General features: G+C 70.6%; 18 protein-coding genes. 10 read left to right on the forward strand and 8 right to left on the reverse strand.

Going from position 1 to position 21,204, the window contains the following annotated elements; genetic code table 11:
• Positions 1-3: 3 nt before the first annotated feature.
• Genes LVQ62_RS16295 through LVQ62_RS16305 form a run of 3 tightly spaced genes read left to right on the forward strand, consistent with a single transcriptional unit; the run spans position 4 to position 4,782 of the window.
• Positions 4-2,310 (forward strand): glycosyltransferase, encoded by a 2,307-nt coding sequence (locus LVQ62_RS16295; RefSeq protein WP_233763175.1) that lies wholly within the window; start codon positions 4-6, stop codon positions 2,308-2,310.
• Positions 2,310-3,140: a hypothetical protein gene (locus LVQ62_RS16300; protein ID WP_233763177.1), complete on the forward strand. Its 831-nt coding sequence runs from the start codon at positions 2,310-2,312 to the stop codon at positions 3,138-3,140. Before LVQ62_RS16295 ends, LVQ62_RS16300 begins: the two co-directional genes overlap by 1 nt.
• Positions 3,133-4,782: a hypothetical protein gene (locus LVQ62_RS16305; protein ID WP_233763179.1), complete on the forward strand. Its 1,650-nt coding sequence runs from the start codon at positions 3,133-3,135 to the stop codon at positions 4,780-4,782. Before LVQ62_RS16300 ends, LVQ62_RS16305 begins: the two co-directional genes overlap by 8 nt.
• 65 nt (positions 4,783-4,847) lie before the next feature.
• Here the strand turns inward: LVQ62_RS16305 and LVQ62_RS16310 are convergent, their stop codons facing one another.
• From LVQ62_RS16310 to pseB, 5 genes are read right to left on the reverse strand one after another with little or no spacing between them, the layout of a single operon-like run.
• The gene (locus LVQ62_RS16310; protein WP_233763181.1) at positions 4,848-6,521 is read right to left on the reverse strand and encodes a hypothetical protein; all 1,674 of its coding nucleotides are present in this window, start codon (positions 6,519-6,521) and stop codon (positions 4,848-4,850) included.
• The gene (locus LVQ62_RS16315) at positions 6,518-7,384 is read right to left on the reverse strand and encodes a hypothetical protein (RefSeq protein ID WP_179479511.1); all 867 of its coding nucleotides are present in this window, start codon (positions 7,382-7,384) and stop codon (positions 6,518-6,520) included. The genes LVQ62_RS16310 and LVQ62_RS16315 overlap by 4 nt, the downstream gene beginning before the upstream one ends.
• Position 7,385: 1 nt before the next feature.
• Positions 7,386-8,210: a hypothetical protein gene (locus LVQ62_RS16320; protein WP_233763183.1), complete on the reverse strand. Its 825-nt coding sequence runs from the start codon at positions 8,208-8,210 to the stop codon at positions 7,386-7,388.
• 6 nt (positions 8,211-8,216) lie between these two features.
• Positions 8,217-9,350, reverse strand: coding sequence for a DegT/DnrJ/EryC1/StrS aminotransferase family protein (locus LVQ62_RS16325; RefSeq protein ID WP_233763184.1), 1,134 nt, complete (start codon positions 9,348-9,350; stop codon positions 8,217-8,219).
• Complete coding sequence (gene pseB / locus LVQ62_RS16330) at positions 9,350-10,339, reverse strand: UDP-N-acetylglucosamine 4,6-dehydratase (inverting) (RefSeq protein WP_179479505.1); 990 nt, start codon at positions 10,337-10,339, stop codon at positions 9,350-9,352. The genes LVQ62_RS16325 and pseB overlap by 1 nt, the downstream gene beginning before the upstream one ends.
• A gap of 157 nt (positions 10,340-10,496) precedes the next feature.
• Here pseB and LVQ62_RS16335 point away from each other — a divergent pair, with 157 nt between their 5' ends.
• The 7 genes from LVQ62_RS16335 to LVQ62_RS16365 all read left to right on the forward strand — a co-directional run bounded on the left by LVQ62_RS16335 (position 10,497) and on the right by LVQ62_RS16365 (position 18,404).
• On the forward strand, positions 10,497-11,516 hold the full coding sequence (locus tag LVQ62_RS16335) for a PseG/SpsG family protein (RefSeq protein ID WP_233763186.1): 1,020 nt from the start codon (positions 10,497-10,499) through the stop codon (positions 11,514-11,516).
• Positions 11,517-12,122: 606 nt separating this feature from the next.
• Positions 12,123-13,751 carry a hypothetical protein gene (locus tag LVQ62_RS16340; RefSeq protein ID WP_233763188.1) on the forward strand — a complete coding sequence of 543 codons (1,629 nt, stop codon included), beginning with the start codon at positions 12,123-12,125 and terminating at the stop codon, positions 13,749-13,751.
• Between the two features lie 50 nt (positions 13,752-13,801).
• Positions 13,802-15,283 (forward strand): aldo/keto reductase, encoded by a 1,482-nt coding sequence (locus tag LVQ62_RS16345; protein ID WP_233763189.1) that lies wholly within the window; start codon positions 13,802-13,804, stop codon positions 15,281-15,283.
• A complete protein-coding gene (locus LVQ62_RS16350) occupies positions 15,280-15,945 on the forward strand; it encodes a TIGR03089 family protein (protein WP_233763191.1) in 666 nt (221 codons plus the stop codon). Before LVQ62_RS16345 ends, LVQ62_RS16350 begins: the two co-directional genes overlap by 4 nt.
• Entirely contained in the window at positions 15,942-16,985 is a 1,044-nt protein-coding gene (locus LVQ62_RS16355; RefSeq protein WP_233763193.1) for a Gfo/Idh/MocA family protein, read from the forward strand. The genes LVQ62_RS16350 and LVQ62_RS16355 overlap by 4 nt, the downstream gene beginning before the upstream one ends.
• A gap of 10 nt (positions 16,986-16,995) precedes the next feature.
• Complete coding sequence (locus LVQ62_RS16360; RefSeq protein WP_179479493.1) at positions 16,996-17,772, forward strand: CoA transferase subunit A; 777 nt, start codon at positions 16,996-16,998, stop codon at positions 17,770-17,772.
• Positions 17,772-18,404, forward strand: coding sequence for a 3-oxoacid CoA-transferase subunit B (locus tag LVQ62_RS16365; RefSeq protein WP_233763195.1), 633 nt, complete (start codon positions 17,772-17,774; stop codon positions 18,402-18,404). The genes LVQ62_RS16360 and LVQ62_RS16365 overlap by 1 nt, the downstream gene beginning before the upstream one ends.
• Before the next feature lie 3 nt (positions 18,405-18,407).
• Here the strand turns inward: LVQ62_RS16365 and LVQ62_RS16370 are convergent, their stop codons facing one another.
• Genes LVQ62_RS16370 through LVQ62_RS16380 form a run of 3 tightly spaced genes read right to left on the reverse strand, consistent with a single transcriptional unit; the run spans position 18,408 to position 21,162 of the window.
• Complete coding sequence (locus tag LVQ62_RS16370) at positions 18,408-19,280, reverse strand: ABC transporter ATP-binding protein (protein WP_233763196.1); 873 nt, start codon at positions 19,278-19,280, stop codon at positions 18,408-18,410.
• A gap of 1 nt (position 19,281) precedes the next feature.
• Positions 19,282-20,136 carry an ABC transporter permease gene (locus LVQ62_RS16375; RefSeq protein ID WP_179479489.1) on the reverse strand — a complete coding sequence of 285 codons (855 nt, stop codon included), beginning with the start codon at positions 20,134-20,136 and terminating at the stop codon, positions 19,282-19,284.
• A gap of 51 nt (positions 20,137-20,187) precedes the next feature.
• A complete protein-coding gene (locus tag LVQ62_RS16380) occupies positions 20,188-21,162 on the reverse strand; it encodes a glycosyltransferase family 2 protein (protein ID WP_233763198.1) in 975 nt (324 codons plus the stop codon).
• Positions 21,163-21,204 lie beyond the last annotated feature (42 nt).

The following is a 21,204-nucleotide window of genomic DNA, read 5'->3' on the forward strand; positions in this document are numbered from 1 at the left end:
CCGGTGTCCAGCCCGCTCCTGTCGGTCGTCGTCCCCTACTACGGCGTCGAGAACTACATCGCGCCATGCCTGGAGTCCATCCGGGTGCAGCGCTTGCAGGACATCGAGGTCATCCTCGTCGACGACGGCTCCCCCGACGCCAGCGTCGAGGTGGCACGCGAGTACGCCGAGCGCGATCAGCGCTTCCGGATCGTCACCCAGGAGAACGCCGGCCTCGGACCTGCGCGCAACACCGGCACCCGGAACGCGACCGGGCGCTACCTGACCTTCATCGACAGCGACGACCTGGTGAGCCGTTCCAGTTTCGAGCTGATGGTGTCCTCGCTGGAGCGCAGCGGCTCCTCGTTCGCGCTCAGCAACGCGCGACGCTTCAGCCGCACCTCCGGAGTGCGGCAGAGCTGGACCCACGGGGGGATCTGCAAGCACACCGTTGCGGGCACCGACATCTTCGACCGACCGGGGCTGGTCGGCGACCGGATGGTGTGGAACAAGGTCTACCGCCGCAGCTTCTGGGACGAGTACGGCTATGAGTTCCCGGCCATCCGCTACGAGGACTACCCCGTCACGCTGGGCGCCCATCTGGACGCCGTCACCGTCGACATCATCTCCGCGCACGGGTACTACTGGCGCGAAAGGGAATCCGGGGACTCCATCACCCAGCAGGTGTTCCGTTACGACAACCTGCTGGACCGGGTGATCTCGGCCGAGATGGTCCTCGACCTGGCCGACCGCAAGGGCACGCCCAAGATCCGGGAGACCCTGCACTGGTATCTGGCCGGGATCGACCTGGCCGCGCTGTGTGCGGCGTTCGCCGTGGTGCCCGACGAGGACGTCGACGCGCTGCTGCAACTCGGCCACCGGCTCACCTCCCGGCTGAGATTCGACATCGCCTCCCGGCCACGCATCGACCAGATCCAGTACCACGCGCTGCGCGCCTCGGATGTCCCGCTGCTGCGCGAACTCGCCCGCTTCCGCGACGACGGCGGACTGGTCGGCGGCGTGCCGCTGCGCCGGTCGTGGCGCACGCCCTGGCGGTACGCCGCGGCCTACCCGGGCCACGACCGCTCCACCGCGCCCGAGCGCACCTACTCCTACCCCCTGACTGCCCTGAAACTGGCCACCGCCGTCACGCATCTGCGTTGGGACGGTGACGATCTGGTCATCCAGGGTCGCGTCGAGCTGGAGCACTTCCCCGATGCGCCGGACTACGAGCTCGGGGTGAGCGCGGTGTGCGGCCTGGCGCGCTACCCGCTGGAGGTGACCCGGCGGCGCACCCGCAACCTGCGCGGCGGGGTGAGCGAGGTCGGGTTCGAGACCCGCGTCGACGTCGCCCACCTGGCGAAACGCTCGGACATGGTCTGGCCGCTGCGCTTCGAGGTCGACCTGACGAACGGCGGGATCCACCGGGTCGGCATGCTGAAGAACCTGTACGACGGCAGCGCGCGCTACGCGCCGTCGCACCGGCTGGGCGAGGATGCGCTCCTGCAACCGTCGGCGTCGCAGGGCGGAGTCCTCGCGGTGTTCCGCGTCTACGCGCCCACGACCGTGACCGAGGTGCGTGCCGAGGGCACCGACCTGGTCATCGAGGGGTCGATCCCGGACCGTTCCGCCGTCGCCTCACTGGAGATCGGCCGCGCCCGGCCGCTGCCGCCCGCGTCCTTCCCGGCAGAGCTGCGCCAGCACCATGGCCGCACCGAGTTCGCAGTACGGGTCCCGGCAGCACAGGTGCTCGAGGGCGACCACGCCGACGATCCGTTCACCCAGACGTCCGTGCGATCGGTCGAGCTCATCACCGATATCGGGCCGGTCCCGTTGTCCTGGCCGGATCACGCGCGCAACGTGGCCGTCGAGGTGGCCGACGAGCTGGTGAGCCTCACCCGCACGCCGTTCGGGCTGATGCGTCTGACTCACGGTCCGGCGCGCCCGTCCGCGTACCTGGTGCAGCCCCGCGACGGCGAGGTGGTCGTGCACGGCGTCGTGTGGCAGGGAGTGCCGGTCAGCGGGATGGCATGGCGCAGGTATCTGCCGGGAAGTGACGACTTCGTCGAGGTCGCCTGCGAATATGAGGTTACCGCAGGCGGATTCACGGCTACATGTGAATCGGCGCTCCTGATCCCGCTCGTGGACGAACCGGTCGTCCCCGGGGCACCGGCCGCGGACTGGACGCTGTTCGCGCACATCGAGGGCGGCGACTTCCCCGTGGCCTGCGAGCCCGGCGCGGCGAGCCTGCTCCCGCACGAACTACAGGTCGCGGGTCGACTGTTGACGCTGACCACCAACGCCGAGACCGTCCGCGCGCAGGTGCGCTGATGCACCCGGACAATCACCGCTTCGGCCACGCGCAGATCCTCGCGGTCTACGCCGACCCCGAGCACGACGACCTCGACCCGTGGAGTCCGCCGAGCATCCGTGGGCAGGTGCAGGCCGAATGGGATCTCACAGGACGGGCGTCGAGTGCGCACGACGGCCTGCCGGTGTTCGTGTGGAGCGACGCAGCACGTCGTCGGCGGATGGCCGCCGGCCAGACTCCCGGGTTCGCGCTCGGCGCGCCGTGGACGTATCTGCAGACTCTGGAACGGGATTCGTTCCGCACCCCGGAGGAGCTGGAGTTGCGCGAGGAGGATCCCCCTGCCCCCGTGGCGCCCCGGGGCGTCGTCTTCCTCCCCACCCACGGCATCCAGGGTCAGCACCTCGCTCGCCGACTCGCCGTGCATCTGCAGCACGTCGCAGGATCGGCGACCGTCGGTCTGTCACCGGCCGACGACGCCGTCCCCGCGCTGCGGGCCGCCTATACAGACCTCGGTCACGACATCGTCCCGCTCGGGCCGACGCAGGACGAGCCGGGCACGGACAAACCGCGCTACCTGGTCCGGCTGCGGGATCTCTTCGCACGCCACGAACGGGTCATCGCGAACGCACCCCGCGCGGAGCTGCTCTTCGCCGCGGCGTCGCGATTCCCTGTCGCGCTGGAGGGACCCGCCGTCGGTGAGCAGGACCCGGTCCTGACCGGCCTCGGACGGTGGATGGCGACACTGGACGACACCGGCTGGCGGGAGTACGCCGACCGCGAACTGGGCGCCGCGCACGTGGTGACCCCCGAAGAACTGCGCACCCTCCTGGATTGGAACCACCGTGACTGATGTCATCGAGGGCGCCCTGCGCGCCGTACACGACCAGCCGGTCATCTCTGGGCCGGTCCTGCTCGATCTCCTGAGCGACGTTCTCCCGCAGTCTGATTCGCTTCTCGTCGTCGGAGCCACCGACTCTGCCCTGCTGCCCGCACTGTGGGCCCAGGGGCGCTCGGTGACGGTGCTGGTGCGCTCGCACGACGACGCGGGCCGGATCGCCGCCGATGCGCCGGGCAACGTGCGGGTCGTGGCCGGCGCACTCGCGGCGTTCGCGTCGGATGAAGGGGCGTCGTACGACGCGGTCGTCGCCGTCGACGGACTCGACCGCACCGGTGCCCTGGACGGCACCCCGACGACCTGGTCGCAGTCGCTGCGTCTGCTCTGCGGGCAGCTGCGGCCGGGCGGGACGCTCGTGATCGGCGCCCGCAACCCGGCTCGACTCGATGAACTGCTCAGCGTGCCGAGCGCACGGGACGCGGCCGAGCGCGAGCTGGAGGCGGCCAGGCACGATCACTCCCGCCCGGCGTCCGTCCACGCTCTGGAGTCCTCTCTCGCCGCCGAGGGTTTCCCGATCGTGAGCGTGCACTGCGGTTTCGGCGATCCGCGCGACCTGCGCACCCTGGTCTCCGTCCGCGCCCTCGCCGATGGTGGACCGGGCACGGTCATTACGTCGGTCGTGCAGCGCGCCCTGGATCAGGCCGACGGCCAACGGATCTTGTCGACCGCTGCACTGGTGCACCGTCTGTCGCTGGCCGGTTCGCTCTCCGCCGCGGCTGCGGGCTGGATCGCCGTCGTGGGTGGGCGTGGCAGGTCCGCCTACCTGCGCGCCGGTGACGACGCCGTCTGGCTCGACCGGTCGACCGACGGGCTGGTCACCGGCGGGCACGACACCCGTGATCTTCCTGCGACGCTGCCGACGTCCAGCACGGTGGAACACCTGCTACTGCAGCAGGTCGCGCTCGCGCAGACCGAGGAGTTCCGATCGCTCGCTGCACGACTGGGATCCTGGATACGCGAATCTGCGGCGTCCTTCGCGACGATGTCGGTCTACTTCGACCAGATCCATCCCGTCGGCGACGGCTTCGCGCCCGGCCTGAGCCTCGACCACCGACCGACGCAGGGGTCGTCCGCGTCGTCGGCCGTTCTGCTCGACCGCGCATGGCGCCGGTTCGCGCACCGGTTGCGCGAGGCCGGGCATGAGAACCCCTGGCCCGCCACGCTTTCTACCGACCAGCTCGTCGAGCTGTGGCTCGGGATGTCCGGGGTGACGGAGCCGGTGCTCGACGCAGAAGCGCCCCCGCTGCCCCCGGCGCCGGAGGATCTGCGCTCGACGCTGGAGAGGGCACACCGCGACCAGGATCTGGTGGCGACGATGCGTTCTGAACTCGAGACCACGACAAGGGTGCTCGCAAATCGCGACACCGCACTGCAGCTGCGCGAGGCACGGATCCGCGGGCTGCGACGGGACCTGCTGGACGAGGTCGAGAAACGCGACGAGGCTGTCGCGGCGACTGCGGCGCTCACTGCGGGCCGCACCTACCGGCTCGCACGCCGCGCGAGCCAGGTGGCCGACCTGCGGGATCCCAAGAAGCTCGCGCGGGTCGCGCTCAAACGGGCCGACGGAGCCATCCGCGCCTACCGCCGGATGCGCTGAACCGGGCGCTCGTCGCGGCGGCGCCCTGCCTCCATGAGGGGGTCGGCGTGAGTGCGACTGTCGCGTCAGGGACGCAGGTTGCCGCCGAACTTGCGGATCGGGTTGATGATCGCGGCGCCTGCCCGGTAGGTGATGGAGCGGCGCAGGTCCTCGGCCGAATCCTGCAGGATGCGCTGCTGCTTGACCGCGAGCTCCAGCTCCTTGCGGTGCCGCTCGGCACGCGCGCGCATCTCGCGCTCGCGTACGTTGAGCCGCTCCTCGAACCAGCGCGAACGCGATGCCAGCGCCTCGTTGGTCTCGGTGAGCCGCTCGACCACGGCCAGCAGACCGGACACGTCGTGTGCAGGCAGACCGGCCGTCTCGTCCGCGGCTTTGAGGAGACCTTCCGGTACGCCGTCCGCCGGCAGACCGACCATCGCGCCCAGGGTGGCGAGCATCGTGGTGTCGTCGGTGGCGGCCGGCCACGGGTGACGGGAGCCGCGCGCCCGGATGACCAGCACCAGGTCGGCGAGCGCGGCCCAGGTCGCCTCGTCCAACGGACGGTCGTCCTCGGCCGGCGCGAGCGCCTGGAAACCGTCGTCGTCCAGCATGACGTTGTCGACCCGCGTGTCGGCCACGTCGCGCGACAGCACACCGTCCGTGGCGTTGGCGACCAGCCACGCCCGGTAGCGCACCAGCAGCGCGCGCAACCCGGCGACGTCTTGCGCGGCGCACGCGTCGAGGGCTGTGCCTGACAGTGATTCGGCACTCGCACTGACCGGCACGATGGCATCGGAGGCACCCGGCACGCGGCGCAGCACCTGACCGTCGACGTCGGTGTAGGTCGCGACCCGGCCGGCCGCGTCGTCGGCGAGGATGCCCGCGCCGGCGTACGCCTGCACCGGGGTCGGCCCGGTGATCAGGATCCAGCCCGAGCACAGATGGGGAAGGCGGCCGGACAACACCGCGGCGCGGGTCATCCGGGTCGGGTCGGCTCCGACGCGTCGGTACGCCGGCGACCCGAGGGTGAGCGCGCCGAGCAGGGTGGTCAGCTCGGGTGACAGCTCGTCGATTCCGCTGACGAGCACGGTCTGCTCCTGCCAGATGGGCAGCGCACCGAGCACCTGCACCGATCCCGTGTCGCCGTCGGCCACACCGATCAACGCCTGAAGGGACCGCGGCCGGCTGGCGTCGAACGTCGCCGTGACCGACCAGTCCTCGTCGTGGTCGCTGGTGTACCGCGAGTGCAGGCTGGTGATGCGCTGCAGACCCAGCTCGTTCTCCACACCGAGCAGCAACCTGCCGCCGGGGGCGACGAGTCGGCGTACGGCGTCGTAGACCTGCGCCCACGTCATCGGCTCGCTCTCCGGCGACCACACGCGGGTGACGTCGTCGAGGGCCACGACCAGGTCGTAGGGCTCGGGCTGCTCCAGCAGGGTCGCGGCACTCGCGCACTGCACGTCGACCGACTCATGCTCCAGCAGCGCGTTGCCGATGGTCACCGCGTCGGGGATGGAACGGGTGATGACACTGAGGTGGGCCACCTGCGACGCGATGCCGGTGATGACGTCGAGCGAGTGCGGTCCGACCACGGCGACCCGCTGCCCGGGCCGCACCAACTCCTGCACCACTGCGCGCTGCGCCGCGCTGGCGCCGGCCGGGTGGTGCTCCAGATCGGACCAGTTCTGCATGGCCCCGGGGCCGAGCTGCACGTTGTGCGGACGGCTGGTGCCCCCCGCGGGGATGGCCGTGGTGGTCATGCGGTCACAACTTCCTGTTCGATCGCCTCGGTCAACGCCCATTCGTCCTGCCAGCCGAACACCTCGCGCAGCTCCTCCGGCGACATCATCGCGTCCCGTCCGAGCTCGCGGTCCGCGATCTGGCGGGCCACCGCGGCGTCGGTGTGCTTGCCGTGCAGGTCGTGGAAGGTCCACTCCAGCAGCTGCTCGCCGTTGAAGCCGTCCTTCACCCCGATAAACTCCATCGGGTCGCCGTAGACGGCCGGCTCCAGGCCGAGCGCCGCGCCGTAGAACGTCGCCGTGGACAGCCGGTTGGAGGCCACCCTGGTGTGCCGGCGCAGCTCCCGCAGCTGACGGTGCAGGAAGTCGTGGTTGCCGCCGGTCCAGAACGTGCCGCGCTTGCCGTGACAGATGACGCGGAAGCCCGCGTCCTCGTACTTGGCCCGGATCTGCGGCTGCTCGTACTCCACGTAGTACAGACACATGGTGACCGGGCCGGGCTCGGTCTCCTTGATCTCCGCGATCAGTCGGTCGTGATCGCCGGTCACCCCCTCGTAGTCGGCGGTGCCGTGGAACGGGTACCAGATGGTGCCCTCCGGCTCCGGCGCGTCCGGCTCGGGCGCCAGCATGCCGTCGAGGTAGAGGAAGGGGCTGCCGGTCACGACGTAGTCACGCCAGCCGATGGCCTGTCCGCGGCGCCGGCAGACGTCCGACCACACGAAGCGCGCGAAACCCTTCGGCGGGTTGTGCCCGTAGCCGAAGCCGTGCACGAAGGTCCACCCGTGCTGCAGGATCCCGTTGATGCGAGGCGGATTGGTCCCGTCGAGGCCGCAGTACGCCGCGAAGATGTGGGCGTGCCCGTACCAGTGGTTGCTGGAGTCCATGTCAGGCGAATTTATCCCATGACAACACGTGCGCGAGCACGGCAGGCGGCAGAGTCAGTTCGAGCCCGAGCTCGGAGCGGGCGACGTCCTGCGCGTCGCGGTCGGGGACGTGCGCCTGGTGCAGCACCGGGAACAGCCGCTGCTGGCGTTCCATCCCCCCGAGGACCGCGTGGTCTCCGTCGAGGACCATCGGGTCGCCGTACACGCCGATCGACAGTCCGAGCGACGCGGCGTAGAGCAGGGCGGACCCCATCCGGTTGCTGACGGCGCGCCGGTGACTGCGCAGCTCGAGCAGCTGCCGGTCCAGGAAGTCGTCGTCGCCGCCGACGTACATGTGGCCGCGCCGACCGTGGGTGATGACCCGGAAGCCCGCGTCCTCGTAGACCCGCCGGACGGCGGGCTTCTCGTGGTCGTTCCAGTAGAGGCACGCGGTCAGCGGCACCTCGCCCTCGACCCGGCGGATCTCGGCGGCGTACGCCGCGTGGTCGCCGACGATGCGCTGCCCCTCCCACCCGTGGAACGGATAGACGATCGTGCCGCGCGCGTCAGGATCGACGGTGCTCGAACTACGCTGCTGCTGCAGCAGATACGCCCACGGTGAGCCGATGACGACGTAGTCGTGCTCTCCCAGTGAGCGCCCGCGGCGCGCGACCGAGTGCGACCAGACGAACTTCGGGTAGCCGGGCACGAACTCGTGGCCCACCGCGAACCCGTCGTGGGTGTTCCAGCCGTGCTGCAGGTATCCCCAGATGGTCGGAGGATGCTCCAGTCCGCAGTACCGGGCGAGGATCTGGGCGTGCCCGTAGAAGACGTTGGCGTGGTGCATGCAGCCTCAGACGCCGACGAACCCGCGCACCAGCTCGATGACCCGGTCGACGTCGTCGTCGCGCAGGTCGGAGAACATTGGCAGGCTGAGCTCCTGCTCGGAGTAGGTCTCGGCCACCGGGCACATGCCGCGCCGGTAGCCGCGGTCCTCGAAGTACGGCTGCCAGTGCACGGGGATGTAGTTGACCTGCACCAGGATGCCCTCGGAGCGCAGGTGGTCGAAGAGCTCGCGCCGGCGACCGTCCTGGATCCGCAGCGGGTAGAGGTGCCACATCGGGTCGGCCTCGGGGCGGTGCCCGGGCAGCCGCAGCTCCTCGATGCCCGCCAGCCCCGCGTTGTAGCGGTCCGCGATCTGCTGACGACGGGTCTTGAACTGCTGCAACCGCTTCAGCTGATTGGAGCCGAGGGCGGCGAGGACGTCGGGCAGTCGGTAGTTCAGGCCGAGGTCGGAGATCTCGTAGTACCAGCCGCCGGGCGACCCGTGCCGCAGCTGCGCCTCGTCGCGCACCATCCCGATGCCCTTGAACCGGCGAGCGCGATCGGTGACGTCCTGGTCGAGCGCGACCACGGCCCCGCCCTCGGCCGTGGTGAGGTTCTTGGTGGGGAAGAAGGAGAACGTCGTCACGTCCGACATCGAACCGACCGGTACGCCGTCCAGCGCTCCCCCGATGCTGTGCGCGGCGTCCTGCAGCAGCAGGGCACCGGCGTCATGCGCGACCTTCGACAGCGCGGGCGCGTCGATGGGGTGACCGCCGAAGTCGACACCGGCGATGACCTTGGTCCGCCCGGTGACCGCCGCCTGCGCGGCCTCGGGGTCCAGGTTGCCGGTGTCCTCCGACACGTCCGCGAAGACCACGTCGGCGCCCTGCCAGATCGCACAGGTGGCGGTGGCCAGGAAGGTCAGCGGCGTGGTGACGACCTCGTCGCCGGCGCCGACCCCGATCCCGGCGTACGCCGTGTGCAGCGCGGCCGTGCCCGAGCTCACCGCGACGGCAGACCCGCTCACCCCCGCGACGCGCGCGATGTCGTCCTCGAACCGGGTGACGGCCGGACCGGTGGTCAGCCAGTCGCCGCGCAGCACCTGCGCGACGGCCTCGATGTCCGACTCGTCGATCGACTGGCGTCCGTAGGGGACGACCACTAGATCCCCGACTCGAGGACCTTGCGGATGTCCTCGGCGGAGTACCACAGGTCGTTCTTGTCCGAGGAGCAGTGGAAGCCCTCGGGGACGGGGACGGCGTCCTTGATCGGCTGGTAGCCCCAGGTGCCGAGCTCGGGTTCGAGGACGTAGTACTTGCCGTCCATCACGATGACCGCGCGACGACCCTCTTCGGGGCTGATCATCTCCTCGTGCAGCTTCTCGCCGGGCCGCAGACCGATGTCGTGCATCTTCGCGCCGGGCGCGACGGCCTGGGCGAGGTCGGTGACCATGTGCGAGGGGATGTGCGGCACGACCAGCTCGCCGCCCTGCATCATGTCGAAGGTGTCGAGCACCATCTGCACGGCGTCCGGCAGCGTGATCAGGAAGCGCGTGCAGCGCAGGTCGGTGATCGGCAGCGACTCCCCCGCGGCGTGCAGCGCACGGAACTTCGGGATGATCGAGCCGCGCGAGCCGGTGACGTTGCCGTAGCGCACCACGGCGAACCGGCTGGGGTACGCCGCTGCGTAGTGGTTGCCGAGGATGAAGAGCTTGTCGGCGGTCAGCTTCGTCGCGCCGTAGAGGTTGATCGGGCTGGAGGCCTTGTCCGTCGAGAGCGCGACGACCTTCTGCACACCGGAGTCGATGGCGGCCTCGACGACGTTCTGGCTGCCGAGCACGTTGGTCTTGACGAACTCGAACGGGTTGTACTCACCCGTGTCGACCTGCTTCAGCGCGGCGGCGTGCACCACGTAGTCCACCTGGTGCATCGCGCGCTTGAGGCGGTCCAGGTCGCGGACGTCGCCGATGAACCAGCGCAGCCGCGGGTCGTCACCGAACAGCTGACGCGCTTCCCACTGCTTGAGCTCGTCGCGGGAGTAGATGACCACGCGCTTGGGGCCGACGTCGGCCAGCAGCCGGGTGATGAACGCCTTGCCGAAAGATCCGGTGCCACCGGTGACGAGGATGGACGAACCTTCAAGAATGCTCACTCTGGCGACTCCTGCTGCACTGACGAGGGTGGACGGGGGCGTCGGCGTGACACGACCGGCGTACCGCACCGCGATGCGGACCGCGACCGCCGCAGACCAGCGACGAGGCTAGCATTCCGGGTCCGGGAGACCGCACGACGAAGGAGCAGGCAACGGCATGTCGCGACACGGGGGCGCGCGCGTCGCGCTGCGGTGCGACGCAGGCCCGACGCTCGGTGTCGGCCATGCCATGCGGTGCGTCGCGCTGGGCGAGGAGCTGACGGCCCGCGGTCACGAGGTGCTGCTGTGGGGCGACCTGGGAGACATCGGCTGGCTACAGGCCCTGGTGGCCGCGCACGGGTACGCCGTGGTGCCGGCACCCGGCGACCCCTCCGGGTGCGCGCGGGAGGCGGACGCACTCAGCCTCGACGCAGTGGTCCTGGACGGGTACCACCTCGACACGGGCATCGGCAGCGCGCTCGCGGCGCCATCCCGGCGCCTTCTCACGCTGGTGGACTACGACTTCGGGGTGCGACAGCACGCCGACGTCTACGTCGACCAGAACCTCGGGGCCCTGCCGCACCCCGGCCTGCCCGCGCGCGCGACCGTGCTGGCGGGCATCGATTACGCGCTCTTCAGGGACACCGTGCGCGACCGTCGCCGAGCGACCCCGCAGGCGCCGGGCCGACCCGTGCGCGTGGTCGCCGTCTTCGGGGGCACCGACGCGTTCGGGGCGGCACCGGTCGTCGTACCCGCCCTGCTCGCGACCGGCGAGCCCGTGGAGGTGACCGTCGTGGCGGCCCGCCCCGAGAGTGTCGACGCGGTGCGCGCGATGCCGACCGCGGCCGGGCAGACCGTCCAGGTCGTGGCGCCCGATCCGGACTTCGGGGCGCTGGTGGCCGATGCCGACCTGGTCCTCAGCGCGTCGGGGAGCTCGGTGTGGGAGCTGCTCTGCATGGGCGTCCCCGCGGCGGTCGTGTGCGTCGTGGACAACCAGGAGTCGGGCTACCGCCAGGGCCTGGACCGCGGCGTCGTCGCCGGCCTCGGCCACCTCGGCAGGTTCGACGCCGCAGCGGCCACCGCCACTCTCGCCGAGCTCGTCACCGACGCGTCCCGCCGTGAGGGGTACGCGACGCGGGGCCAGGCCCTGGTGGACGGTGCCGGCCGCGAGCGGGTCGCAAACGCCCTCCTCCCGTGAGGCCACGACCTGCCCGCGTCGTCAGGGCGGGGCTGCCGTGGTGTCCCGCGATCGTCGCGCTGCTCGGATCCGGCGCCCTGGCGACCGCGACCGGCGTCCCGGTCCAGGACACCGTGCGGTTCGCCGCCGCGGTCGGCTGGTCGATCCTGCTGCCCGGCGTACTCCTCCTGCGCCTGCTGCTCCCGCGGCCCCGGGCCCTCCCGCAGGAGCTCGCCACCGGCTTCGTGGTCGGTCTCGGCATGCAGCTCCTCGCCTGGGGCCCCTTCGTCGCCGCCGGCGTCGGCGGATGGCTGATCCTCTATCCACTGCCACTGCTCGCCGCCGCCGCCCTGGTGCCGCGGCTCCGCGCACGGCTGCGCGGTCCCGCGTACGCCGAACGCATGCCGACCGGCGCCGCCTGGGCCCTCTGCGCGGCGTACCTGCTCGCGCTGCTGCGCCTCTGGGCCACCGTGCTGCGGCACACCCCCTTCCGCCGTCCACCGGACGGTGGTACCCCGATCTGTACTGGCACCTGTCCATCAGCGCGGAGGCGATGCACCACGCTCCCCGCAAGTACCGCAGGTCAGCGGCCAGCCACTGCTCTACCACTGGTTCGCCAACGCGCAGATGGCCGCCGACGCGCTCGTAGCGCGGGTCGACGTCCTCGAGGTGGCGGCCCGGCTCTGGTACCTGCCGGTGTACGCCGCCACGCTCCTGCTGACCTACCTGTTGACGGCCCGCCTCGCCCGCTCGCCGCGGGCGGGCCTTCTGGCCGTGGCGCTGCTGGTCGTCCCCTCCGCGCTGACACCCGTGACCTGGGTGCCCGCCCTCGCGACGGACGCACTCCTGCCCCTGTCCCCCTCCCAGGTCTTCGGACTGCCCGTCCTGTTGGCACTGCTGGGCACCTCGGTGCACCTCGTCCGCTCGCCCGGCATGCGCGCCGTTCCAGTCGGCGAATGGGTGCTGCTGGCCCTCTTCGCCGCACTAGCCGCGGGCGCGAAGTCCTCCATCCTGCCCACCGTCCTCGCGGCCGCACTGCTGACGGGGGCGATCCGATGGTGGCGCGAGCGTGCCGTCCACGGACCGACGCTGATGCTCGCCGCCGTGCTGCTCGTGGTGCTGCTGCCCGCCTCGCGGTTCCTGGCCGGCGGCAGCGCGGGCTCGACGCCGGGACTGCTGACCGGTGCCGATGAGCTGACCGCCCTCAAACGGGCGATCGCGCAGCACCACGCGCACCCGCACGTCGTCACCGGTCTGGACCTGCGCGTGCTCGCGGTTCTCCTGTCGGCCGTGGTGCTCATCCAGTTCAGCGGCGTGCTCCTCGCCTGGCCGCTGCGCCGGGACCCTGGCGCGGTGCTGCTCGCGGCGAGCTGCGCGGCCGGTTCCGCCGGGCTCATGCTGGTGCACCACCCCGGCGGGTCGCAGCTGTACTTCATGCGCGGCGTGCTCCCGCTCGTGGCGGTGCTCACCTCCTGGGGCGCGACCCATGTGCTGCGGCGGACCGCCCCGGGCGCGGTCTCGATCGCCCTCTCGGCCGTCGCCGGCCTGGCCGCGTGGGCGCTGGTGGCCGTGGTCGCGGCCGTGGCGGGGCGTCACCGGGGAGCCCACGTGGGCACGCTGCCGCTCGCCGTCGCCCTGCTGGTGCTCGCGGCCGGCGCGCTGGCCTGCCTCCTCGTCGTACGCCGTTCGCCACGCCGCCTCGGGGTGGTCGCCATCGCGCTCCTCGCGGCGATCCTCGTGCCGAGCACGGTGGACGCGGCTCGCGCCGGCGCCGGCGCCGCGACATCGCCCGCGTCGTCCGCACGGCTGTCCGCAGCCGAGATCGCGGGCACCACCTGGCTGAGGACGCACACGCCCGCGCGCGACCTGGTCGCGACCGACGTGCACTGCCTGAGCGGGCCGACCCGAACGGCCTGCGACGCGCGGGCGTTCTGGGTCACCGGGCTCGGCGAGCGCCAGGCGTACGTGGAGTCGTGGGGCTACACCGACCAGGCGGCGGCCGCCGCGAGCAACCACCCCGGCCGTCACATCAACTACACGCACACCGCGTTCTTCGACCCGGCGCGGTTGCGTCGCAACGACAGCGCGTTCATCGCGCCGACCCCCGCCCTGCTCGCCCGGTTGTACGCCGACGGGGTGCGGGTGCTCTTCGCCGACACCTCCGCCGGGCCGGTGTCGGCGTCCCTGCGGATCCTGGCACGCCCCGTCTTCAGCGACGGCACCGTGTGGATCTACCTGCTGCGCCCGGCGCGTTAGCCTCGGACCAGCGTCTACTCGTCATACTCCCCTGCACCGGAAGGCTCCCCGTGACCCGCACCAGAGTGGTCGTCCAGTCGCGCCTCAATTCCTCGCGACTGCCCGGCAAGGCCCTGATGACCATCGGTGGGATGCCTCTGGTCGAGCTGGTCGCGCGGCGGGCCAGTCGCAGTGGTCACGAGGTCGTGGTCGCCACCAGCGACGAGCACTACGACACCCGGATCTCCGAGCACCTGAAGGCCGTCGGGGTCCCGGTGATGCGCGGCGAACTCGACGACGTGCTGGGGAGGTTCGTGCACGCCACCGCCGACCTCGACCCGGACGACCGGGTGGTGCGCCTGACCGGCGACAACCCCGTGATGGACGCCGACGTCATCGACGAGCTGCTGACCGCGATGGACGCGTCCGGGGACGCGTACGGCCGCGTCGACATCGACGTGGTCCCCGAGGGTCTGGGTGCCGAGGGATTCCTGGTGCGCGACCTGCGCCGCGCCGCCGAGGCGACACAGGACCCGTACGACCGTGAACACGTGACGCCCTGGTTGCGCCGCCACCTCGGTGAGCTGCTCTTCGCTCCCGTGGCCAACCCTGGTGATCCGAAACGCTTCCGATGCACGGTGGACACGCTGGACGACTTCGACCGGGCCAGCCGCCTCTTCGCCCAGGTGGACGATCCGGTCGCAGCCCCGTGGACCCAGCTCATGGAGCTCCTGGCGCAGGAGGTCCGCGCCGCGGGAGTCAGTGTCCCAGAGCGCGATTCAGCTCTCGGCCTGAGTTCGTTCGTCTATGGCGGAAGCCGGTTGGCCGAGTCGTCGGCGCCCGAGACCCGGGTGATGCTGTCGGACGCGGTGGCCCGAGGCGTCACCCACGTGGAGGTCGGACGCGCCGACGGCGCCGCCGAGGCCGTGCTGCGCGCTTGCGCCGATCCTCAGCTGGTGCAACGGATGAAGGTGATCAGCAGGTTGCACCCGCTCGAAGGTGGGGGCGCCGCGGCGGCCGAGGCCGGACTGGAGCGCTCGTTCGCGACCATCGGTCGGCGCACGGCCTCCGCGGTCGTGGTCGACGGCCTGGTCGACGCCGGGCCCCAGGTCTGGGCGCGCCTCACTCGCTACCGCGACGAGGGCACCGTCGCCGCGATCGGCGTGAGTGTCGGCTCGGCAGAGGAAGGTCGAGAAGCTCTGTCCTTGAGAGGAATCGGTCTTCTCGAGGTGCCCCTGAGTCCTGAGTCGCCGCTGCCGGAGGATCTGCGGACGACCGCCCGTAGGGCACGCGTCGAGCTGCTGGCCCGCAGCATCTACGCCGGTGGGCGGCTGGTCGCCGATCCGCGCATCGCAGCCCTGGCCGATGAACTCGGTCGAGACGGTGCCGATGACCTGCTGATGGCGTACGCACTCGGCCACCCCGAGGTCTCCGCGGTCGCCGTCGGCTCGCTCGACCGCGCGCAGCTTCGCCGCAACCTCGACCTGTCGGCACGGAAACCGTTGTCGCTCGGCGAGATCCTGCAGGTCGACGAGCGGATGTGGGCGGCATGACCCCCGGCGACGTCCTCGCCGGCCTGTTGCGGTCGGACCCCACGTCACCCCGGATCACCTGTTACGACGACGGCACCGGGGAGCGCATCGAGCTGTCGGGCAAGGTGCTCGTCAACTGGGTCTCCAAAGCGGCGAACCTGCTGCAGGACGAGCTGGACGCCGGCCCGGGCGCGACCGTGGCACTGCACCTTCCGGCCGACCACTGGCGCACCTACTACTGGGCCCTCGCCGCGTGGTCCGTGGGGGCGCACGTCATCACCACCGACGGGCCGAGCGACGTCGCCGTGGCGCAGGCGGCCGTCGCGTCCGGTGACACCCAGATCATCGTCACCCTGGCGGCGCTGGCGCGGCAGGCCACGGCCGACGTACCCGCCGGCGGCATCGACGAGGCACGAGAGCTGTCCTCGTACGGCGACGTCTTCGTCGCCTACCGCGCCCCCGCCGACGCCGACCCCGCGCTGGACGACACGTCGTATGCCGATCTGGTCACCGTCGGGGGTGCGCTGCGCCCACGGGTGCTGGTCACCGGCGACCTCGGTGACGCCCTGCGCGACGCGCTGGCGGTCTGGGCCGACGATGGCTCGGTGCTCCTCCTGCGCGACGTACGACCCGAGGACGTCGACCGACGTCTGGCCACCGAAGGAGCCGAGGCCCACCCATGAGCACACCGTCCCTGCCCGCACCCCGCACTCCCGAGCCGTCCGAGGCCCCCACGCTGCGATGGGGCATCAGCTCCACCGGCGGTATCGCCGCGTCGATGGCAGACACGCTGCGTCGGCACACCCGCCAGGAGATCGTGGCCGTCAGCTCCCGGTCGCAGGCGTCCGCCGACCGCTTCGCGGCCGCCTGGGAGATCCCGCGCGCTCACGAGGGTCTCGACGCGATGCTGGCCGACGACTCGATCGACATCGTCTACATCGCCTCACCGCACTCCCAGCACCACGCGGACGCGATGGCTGCTCTGCGCGCCGGCAAGCATGTGCTGGTCGAGAAGGCCTTCACCCGCGACGCCGCGCAGGCGCGGGACGTGCTCGACACCGCCCGCGCGGCGAATCTGATCGCACTGGAGGCCATGTGGACCCGTTTCCTCCCCGGCTCCGATGTCATCCGGCAACTGCTGGAGGACGGCGCCCTGGGTGAGGTGCGGACGGTGCTGGCCGACCACGGCCAGTGGTTCGCACCCGACCCCACGCACCGGCTCTACGCGCCCGAGCTCGCCGGTGGGGCCCTGCTCGACCTGGGTGTCTACCCTCTCTCGTTCGCCGACTTCGCGCTGCCCGGCGTGGAGCGCGAGCTGACCGCGACCGGCGACCTCACCGACACCGGCGTCGACCGGCAGGTCACGATGACGCTGCGCAGCGGCGCGGCGTACGCCGCCCTCAGCACCACCCTGGCGGCACGTACGCCGACCACCGCCTCGATCAGCGGCATCCTGGCCCGGGTCGAACTGGAGCCCGACTTCTACTTGCCGACCCGGATCACGCTGATCTCCCGCGACGGCGACCGCGCGTCGTACGACGGCGGGCGCATCCGCGGCCACCAGGCCATGGCCTACGAGGCCGCGCACCTCGCCCACCTGGTCGCCGACGGTGCGAGCGAGTCGCCGCTGCTGCCGCCCTCGGCCACCCTGCGGGTGATGACGTTGCTGGATCGGGCACGCGCCGACGTGGGAGTCGTCTACCCCGGCGAGGGCGACCGGTAAGGTCCGGCGAATGGACAAAGTCGTCTCCTCAGCCGCGCGCGCCGTCGACGGCGTGGTCAGCGGGAGTTCGATCGCCGTCGGCGGATTCGGGCTCTGCGGGATCCCCAGTGTGCTCATCGCCGAACTGCTCGCGAAGGGCGTGACCGATCTGTCGGTCGTCTCCAACAACTGCGGAGTCGACGACTGGGGGTTGGGCATCCTGTTGCGGGAGAAGCGGATCCGACGGATGACGGCGTCGTACGTCGGAGAGAACAAGGAGTTCGCCCGGCAGTACCTCGAAGGCGAGCTGGAGGTCGAGCTCACCCCCCAGGGCACGCTCGCGGAGAAGCTGCGCGCGGGTGGCGCGGGGATCCCGGCGTTCTACACCGCGACCGGAGTCGGCACCCAGGTCGCCGACGGCGGCATGCCGTGGCGGTACGACGCCGAGGGCAACATCGCGGTCGCGTCACCGCCGAAGGAGACCCGGCATTTCGAGGTCGACGGCGAATCCCGCACGTTCGTGCTCGAGGAGGCGATCGTCACCGACGTGGCCCTGGTGCGCGCGCGGCGCGGCGACCGGCACGGCAACCTCGTCTTCCACGAGAGCGCCCGCAACTTCAACCCGCTGGCCGCGATGGCCGGCCGGCACACGATCGCCGAGGTGGAGGAGCTGGTCGAGCCAGGCGAGATCGCCCCGGACGACGTGCACCTGCCCGGCATCTACGTGCACCGCGTCCTCGCGCTCACGCCCGAGCAGGCGGACGACAAACGCATCGAGAAGCGCACGGTCCAGGAGGCAGGTCGCTGATGGCACTCACCCGCGAGCAGATGGCCGCGCGCGCCGCCCGCGAGCTGTCCGACGGCGACTACGTCAACCTCGGGATCGGGCTGCCCACCCTGGTGCCCAACTACGTCGACGACCACACCGAGCTGGTGCTCCAGTCCGAGAACGGCGTCCTCGGCGTCGGTGCCTATCCCGTCGCCGGGCAGGAGGACCCGGACCTGATCAACGCCGGCAAGGAGACGATCACGCTGCGGCGCGGCGCGTCCATCTTCGACTCCGCGACCAGCTTCGGGATGATCCGCGGCGGCAAGGTCGACGCGGCGATCCTCGGCGCCATGCAGGTCTCCGCGGCCGGAGACATCGCCAACTGGATGATCCCCGGCAAGATGGTGAAGGGCATGGGCGGCGCCATGGACCTGGTACACGGGGCCAAGAAGGTCATCGTCCTGATGGAGCACGTGGCCCGCGACGGGTCGCCGAAGATCCTGCCCGAATGCACGCTGCCCCTTACCGGCAAGGGCGTGGTGCAACGCATCATCACCGACCTCGCGGTCATCGACGTGACGCCGGGTGGGCTCGTGCTGATCGAACTCGCGCCGGGGGTGAGCGAGGACGACGTACGCGCCGCGACCGCGGCCCCGCTCGCCCGCGCCTGAGGCTCAGTCGGCCTTGTAGCCGGGGGCCTCGCGGTCGCGCCGGTTGTAGAGCGCGTCCACCGCGTTGCGCTCGGCCGGCGGGATCCACGGCACCCCGAGGAGGTCCTCCATGTACTGCTGCATAATCTCCTCCATCGACCCGTCCGCGACCATGTGGCCCTCCTTCAGGTAGATGCCGCGGGTGCAGAAGCGCAGCAGGTCTCCCTCCGAGTGGGACACGAGGAAGAGGGTGCGTCCCTGTTCGAGCAGACCCTCCATCCGTTGGTAGCACTTGTCGCGGAAGGCGGCGTCTCCGACGGCCAGCACCTCGTCGACCAGGATGATCGGCTCGTCGAGACACGTGATCACGGCGAAACCGAGCCGCACCTGCATACCGGAGGAGAAGTGCCGGTAGGGCAGGTCGAGGCCCGACCGGACCTTGGGCCCGGCGAAGTCGACGATGTCGTCGAAGCGCTCGTCGATCTCATCCTTGCTCATGCCGTGCAGGCCGCCGGTGAGGTAGATGTTCTCCCGCGCCGACAGTTCGCCGATGAAACCGCCGGTCAACTCGATCAACGGCGCGACACCGTCGCGGACGTTGACGTCGCCTTCGTCGGGCAGCAGCGTGCCGGCGATCATCTTCAGCAGGGTCGACTTGCCGCCACCGTTGCTGCCGACCAGCCCGACCGCCTCACCGCGGCCCACCTGGAAGGAGATGTTCTTCAGTGCCCAGAACGTCTCCTTCTTGTGGCTCGTGCGCCGTTGGAAGACGATCTCCCGCATCGACAGATTGCGCTTGCGTCCGGTCAGGAACTCGATGCCCAGGTTGTCGACGGTGATGACGGGCTCGCCCACCGACGACTTCCACTTGACCTTCTCGGCAGAGGGAAGGGACACCTCAGATCTCCTTCAGGATGGGTTTTTCGAGACGGCGGAAGACCCACATGCCGAGGATCAGCCACGCCACACTGATGACGGTGCCGTAGAGCCAGATGTGGTACGGGGGTGTCTCTCGCACCAGCATCCCTTCCCGATAGAGGTCGTTGACCGCCGAGAGCGGATTGAATTCCAGGATCCGGGCGATGATCTTCAGCGACGGATCGCTGTTGCCGCGTTGGTGCAGGTAGTTCAGGGAGTACACGATCGGCGTGAAGTAGAAGCCGATCCGCAGCACGATCCGCACGATACGCACGAAGTCGTCGACGAGGGCGGTCACCGGGGCCATGACGAGGCCAATTCCGATGCACAGGACCAGCTCCAGCACCAGCGCGGGCAGCCAGAACACGAGCTTCCAGTTGAGGATGACCGCGTGATCGACGTAGCGGAAATACAGCATGAACGCGATCAGGATCGGCAGCGACAGCAGGTGCTCGATGCCCTTGGACAGCACGACCCGGATGACCCACAGCTCGCGCGGCAGGTTGGTCGATCGCACCAGCAGCCGCTCGGCGTACAGAGCGCGCGCCGTCTCGTTGACCGAGTTGCTGAACCAGTTCCAGGCGAGCACACCGGAGACCATGAAGAGCACGAACGGGATGTGGTCGCTACGTCCCTCCTGGCGCGGGTTGTTACCGATCTGGTAGATCACCCCGAATACGAACCAGTACACCAGCGTCATCGACAGCGGGTCGATCAAGGTCCAGAGGTAGCCGAGCGCGCTGCGCGCATAACGGATCCGCAGGTCCCGCTTGACCAGCGTCCAGAGCACCGCGCGGTGATCGACGATGCGCTGGAGGCGTTGCGCGAACGACATGAGTTCCTTTGCTGATCTGTCTGTCCGGAAGGACCGGCTGATTGCTGGGAGTCAGGCTACCGGGGTGTTGCTGGACATCCGCTGGACGTCGTCGGTAAGCCGCACCCTGCTGGTGAGGAAACCCCACCCCCAGGACAAGTGCACGGTGGCGAGCACACCGGGCACCAGTACCCGGACAGCGCGCGCCGAACCGCGGGAGATCGCGAGGCCGCCGACGGTGACGCCACCGGCGTACGCCGCGGGGATGACCCACAGCGGACGCCACACCAGGCCGCCGACCGTACCGATCGCGATGGCCGCGAGCGCGACCGGGGGCGCGAGGTAGCGGGCGTTGATCGAGCCCTGGTGCTCCCGCGCGACGACCCTGCGCCAGCGGCCGTACTCGCGGTACTGCCGCGACAGGGCCCGGAAGCTGCCCCGCGGCCGGTAGGTGACGCGCAGGTCGGGGGTGAACCACACCACGCCGCCCTGCCGTCGGATGCGGAAGTTCATCTCCCAGTCCTGCGCGCGGATGTAGCGCCGGTCGTAGCCGCCGACCTTGCGCAGCCAGTCACCCCGGAAGACCCCGAGGTAGACGGTGTCGGCCGGCCCCGCGGCGCCGCCCTGCTTGAACTTGACGCCACCGACGCCGATCTTGCTCTTCATCGCGACCGCGACGGCGCGCTCGAAGTCGGTGGTGCCCTCGGCGTCCATGATCCCGCCCACGTTGGCGGCACCGGTGTCCTGCAGGGTCACCGCGGCTGTCTTGAGGTAACCGGGCGACAGGATCCCGTGCCCGTCGACCCGGGCCACCACGTCGTAGGACGCGGCGCCGATGGCCGCGTTGAGCGCGTCGGGGGTGCGTCCGGTGGGGTTGGCGACGGTCCGCACCCGGGCGTCCGCTGCCTGCAGTCGCGCGGCGACCTCGTCGGTGCGGTCCTGCGACGGGCCGAGCGCCAGGACGACCTCCAGGGGGCCGTCCCAGTCCTGCTCCAGGATCGCGCCGACCGACTCGGCCAGGTGACGTTCCTCGTTCAGGATCGGCATCACGACTGAAATTCCCTGAAATGACGGGGAATCCACAGGTTG

This window comes from Allobranchiibius sp. GilTou73 (assembly GCF_021391335.1).
Taxonomy (GTDB): Bacteria; Actinomycetota; Actinomycetes; order Actinomycetales; family Dermatophilaceae; genus Allobranchiibius; species Allobranchiibius huperziae.